Here is a 4,264-nt window from a genome sequence, read left to right as displayed (position 1 = left end):
TGACCATTTTCCAAGTATCCATCCCAACCTTCTCCTTTATCTTCGGTATGAAAAAGCACTTGACCGTAGCGGTTGTAAATGGTAAATTCATATTGCTCCAATTGATGATAATTGGTCACAGGATAAAAAATAGGATTAGCTCCATTCACCGTAAAGGCATTGGGGATGTAAATCAATGGCTCGAGGTTAACACATGAAATATTAGAAGCGCTTGAATCACTATCTCCGTTTGGATTCAACCCTTCCCTTGCCTTGATATAATAACACACCTGTCCGGTAAAATCTTCATCCACTACATCCTGCAAAGGATCTGAGTAAAACCTGTTATTTGCTCCTAAAAGTGCAATAGGCTGATCATCTATGACTCCATTTACACCCCTATAAACTTCATAACTAATGGTATTTCCTAAAAACTCTGTATACTCTGTCCACTGAATTTCAGCTAAAAGACTCAAAGGATCAATATTGCTTTGCAGCACCATATTCTTTGCCTCATTGATAGGAGGGTATTCATTTCCACAGCTATCAACCATGATTGTTTGATAGTAATACACCTCATCATTTACATCTACATCGTCATCGTAAAATGTAACGACTCCATTACCAACTGCCAATTCATCTATTGTTTCATAGTTTGCATTCAAAAGGTTTAAACGTTGTAATTTCACACTTTGAATACCTCCATCTAAACTCACTTTATGAACTACTTCAATTTCATCACCAACCACACTTACGTGTGAAATATAGGCCACACTCGGCCCTGAGGCTCCTTCCCATAGTTGAGTGAATATGTTACTGTTGGCTTGGTCTCCTGCAATTCTTGCTACAATTTTAAAATCATAATCTGTACCCGGAATTCTTGCATAGGTATAACTTAGTTGATCTGTAGTTCCTACGTTCTGCCAAGCACCCCCTATTTCTCTTACATACACATCATATACTATGGTCGCACCAAACCCTTGATACGCCGTCCAATTTAACTCCACGTCTTGCGAACATGCAGAACTACCACCTGTAAGCCACATGCTTTGATGCGGACTACCTTTGGCTGAAGTTTGGTAGGTCGGTGGTGTTGATAAGGTAAAACAACTATCAAAAGCTGCTATAGTAAACCTAAAAGGACCATCCCCCATGGGAGTATAATTGTAAGCGGTTGCGTTAATTCCATAGACTGTGTCTATCTCTACAAATACACCATTTGCATCTTGCATGTATACTACATAGCCATAGGTATCATCTTGACTATTGGCACCCCATGTTATTTCATAATCTCCAGTATTTTCAATAAAACTCACGTGACCTAATTCAGGTATATCCGGCACAATATCATCTTGAAAATCGTCTCCTTCTACATTACTTGTAAAAGCGCAAGTTGTGGTAGGTAATTCCACACGATAATTTAAAAAAGCACTACAAATGTCTATGGTATCAATATACATTGTAGTTGTATAAGCCGGAGTTGCAATCAACGTCCATGTACCTGCTGGATACTCTCTATATACCTCGTAGTTAGAACCGAAAGCTGGAAGAGGGTTTGCGCTTGGTGCATTCCAATTTAACACAGCAGTTCCATTGCTCGGGTTATTGAGTTCTAAAAATATGTTGTGAATGGTATCACTATAACTCGTCACATTTCCATTATCATTAGAAACAAGGCCTAAGTAAAACGGATAATCTTGTGTTGCGGAAATACTTGTGGTGTATGTATTGGTAGATATTGTTGGAATGATGGTCAATAAACCACTCCCCTGCTCGTGCACTTGATACTCCACAAAACTTCCATCAGGATCTGTTGCGGCCGTCCAATTGATCATCAAATTATTGTTTACATCCGTCTGGATACAGTTAATTTGAGGAGCAGGAATTACCGTTTTCGCGTCCAAAGATTGGGCAACAGAAAAAGTGGTTCCTGTAAACAAGACAAGAACCACAGTAATAATGAAAATGAATATTTGTTGACGCAGTTGCATCTGTATTTTTTAACGTTGATTTTCCCGAATTATTACTTATACAACGCAGGAAAAAGTAAAAAGTTGTTAGCCGGCCATTATAACCGTCATATCTTCCCACTTCAGGTATTTTTCGGCCATTTTTTTAATTTCTTCTGGCGTAATTGTTTTCACCATTTCTATCTTCTTGGTGTAGTAATCATAATCTAAACCAAAATCAGCAACACCAAGGTATCTATCCATCATAGCAAAAGGACCATCTGAAGCTTTGAGCATTTGACCAATCGTATAATTACGCACCAGACTCAACTCTTCTTCACTTACCAATTCGGTTTGTAATCGGTGAATTTCATTTTTAATTTCTTGAAGTGCCTTATCCGCAACATCTTTCCCTACCTCTGTTGCAATAAAGAAATACCCTAGCTTTTTCATTTCTGCTAAACCAGAACCAATCCCATAGGTATATCCTTTATCTTCTCTTATGTTAGACATCAGTCTACTCCCAAAGTAACCACCAAAAATGGTATTCATAACAGAAAACTGTAGGTAATCATCAGCTGTACGATTAAAGAGAATTCGTCCTACACGTATCGCCGTTTGTACAGCCCCATCTTTCTCTTGTCTAAATTCACCTGTTCTGTTCTCTACTGCTGACAGGTAACTTTCCGCTGATTTCCCAACCAATGACTGCACTTGCGCTATCATTTCCTTCACTGTAAGCTCATCCAAATCACCAACGATACAAACCTTTTGTAGGCCTTGTAAATAATATTTAGCGTGGAAATCTTTCACGGCCTCTCTACTCACCTTTTCATAATCCTCGTACTGTGTAATAACACCATAAGGGGAATTCGCAAATACGTTCTCCGTAAATAAACGTCGGGCAATAAAGCTTACCTTTTCTGAGGAAACTTTAAAGCTCTGTTGCTTTTGTTTGATGAGTTGATCAATTTCTTTTTGAGGGAAATTGGCCTCTTTGATTGCATTTATTAATAATGTAAAAAGCGCATAAATGTTCTTACGTAAACCGTACAAAGTCACAGAGGCCCCTTCTCTAGAAGTTTCTGCATGGAAAAACCCACCCAAACCATCTAGTTGAGCATTCAACTCATCCGCTGTATGACTAGCAGTTCCTGACATCAGCAAGCTGTTGGCAAAGGATGCCAATGCTGGAATTCCATGTCTACTACCTGCGTCAAATACCAAATCTATTTTTACAGCATCATCGTCAACCGTATTGATCCAATGCAACTTTATTCCATTTTTTATTTCGAAGTGTTGGGGATGAACAAAAGAGATATCCTCCAAGGTATTTACTTCGGGCTGAATTCTTCTATCTAGCATCCTCTTTCGCTTTTATTTTTAACAATGAACAATTTGTTTTTACTAATCGCTCAACAGCGTAATTATGTATCGCTGAGGCTGTAATAGCGTCGTAGTGTCCTTGTTCCAAATTTATACCATTGGCATCTCCCAACAACTCGTGCAAACAAAGATTCATGGCTTTGCTTAATATTCCTTGTTCTGTGAACACTTTCGTTGTTTCTACCTTGTTCTTAATTTTGGTCAACTCTTCATACGGCATGGTTTGGGTCTTAATCTCCTCAATCAATTTCCAAATCTCTTCATCCAATCTCTCGAAGCTTTCACCTTTGTTCAATTTACCAGAAATCATCAACATACCTTCATCATGAGCTCCTAATATGTAAGCCGAAACATCAGAAACGAGGTGCAATTCTTTCTTCAATTTCAAATACAGACGAGATGATTTCCCTCTCCCTAATAGATCAGATAAAAGATCCGCTATATAGTAATTCTCATCATTTTTACCGGGCATTTTAAAACCATAGTAAAAAGCATCAGCAGGTACAGGTCTTTCTATTGTTTCTTCTCTATAATCTGTCTGAACAGGTTCCACGGGAAGGTTACGCAAGTACTTTTCCCCTTGAGGAATATCACCGTACCATTTGTGCACAAGATCTTCTACCTCATCGTTATCGTAATTTCCTGCAATACACAAAATGGCGTTTGAAGGATTATAATGCTTGGTGAAAAATGCTTTTACATCTTCCATAGTTGCCTCCTCAATGTGTTCTACCTTCTTACCAATTGTAGCCCATTGATACGGGTGTACTTTATAAGCCAGGGGTCTAAACTTTAACCAAACATCTCCATAGGGTTGATTTAAGTAACGCTGTTTAAATTCTTCTATAACGACGTTTCGTTGTACCTCTAAAGACTTATCTGTAAAAGCCAAGTTCAACATTCTATCGCTTTCTAACCAGAGTGCCGTTTCTATGTTTTGAGCTGGAATT

3 protein-coding genes are annotated in these 4,264 nt (G+C 38.4%); all 3 read right to left on the bottom strand.

Annotation, left to right across the window (positions count from 1 at the left end; translation table 11 throughout):
* On the bottom strand, nt 1-1,970 hold a 1,970-nt coding region (locus tag AC22ZQ_RS12830), incomplete at its 3' end, for a T9SS type B sorting domain-containing protein (protein WP_318959164.1).
* 66 nt (nt 1,971-2,036) lie between these two features.
* Complete coding sequence (locus AC22ZQ_RS12825; protein WP_318959163.1) at nt 2,037-3,293, bottom strand: M16 family metallopeptidase; 1,257 nt, start codon at nt 3,291-3,293, stop codon at nt 2,037-2,039.
* On the bottom strand, nt 3,283-4,264 hold a 982-nt coding region (locus AC22ZQ_RS12820), incomplete at its 5' end, for a M16 family metallopeptidase (protein ID WP_318959162.1). The genes AC22ZQ_RS12825 and AC22ZQ_RS12820, both read right to left, overlap by 11 nt.

This window comes from Lishizhenia sp., from assembly GCF_057456495.1.
Note: the sequence above shows the minus strand (reverse complement) of the source record. Positions and strands in the feature narration are given on the sequence as shown.

Coding starts and splice junctions, on each gene's coding strand:
- AC22ZQ_RS12825 (WP_318959163.1), bottom strand. CDS start 3,293: ATGCTAGATAGAAGAATTCAGCCCGAAGTAAATACCTTGGAGGATATC.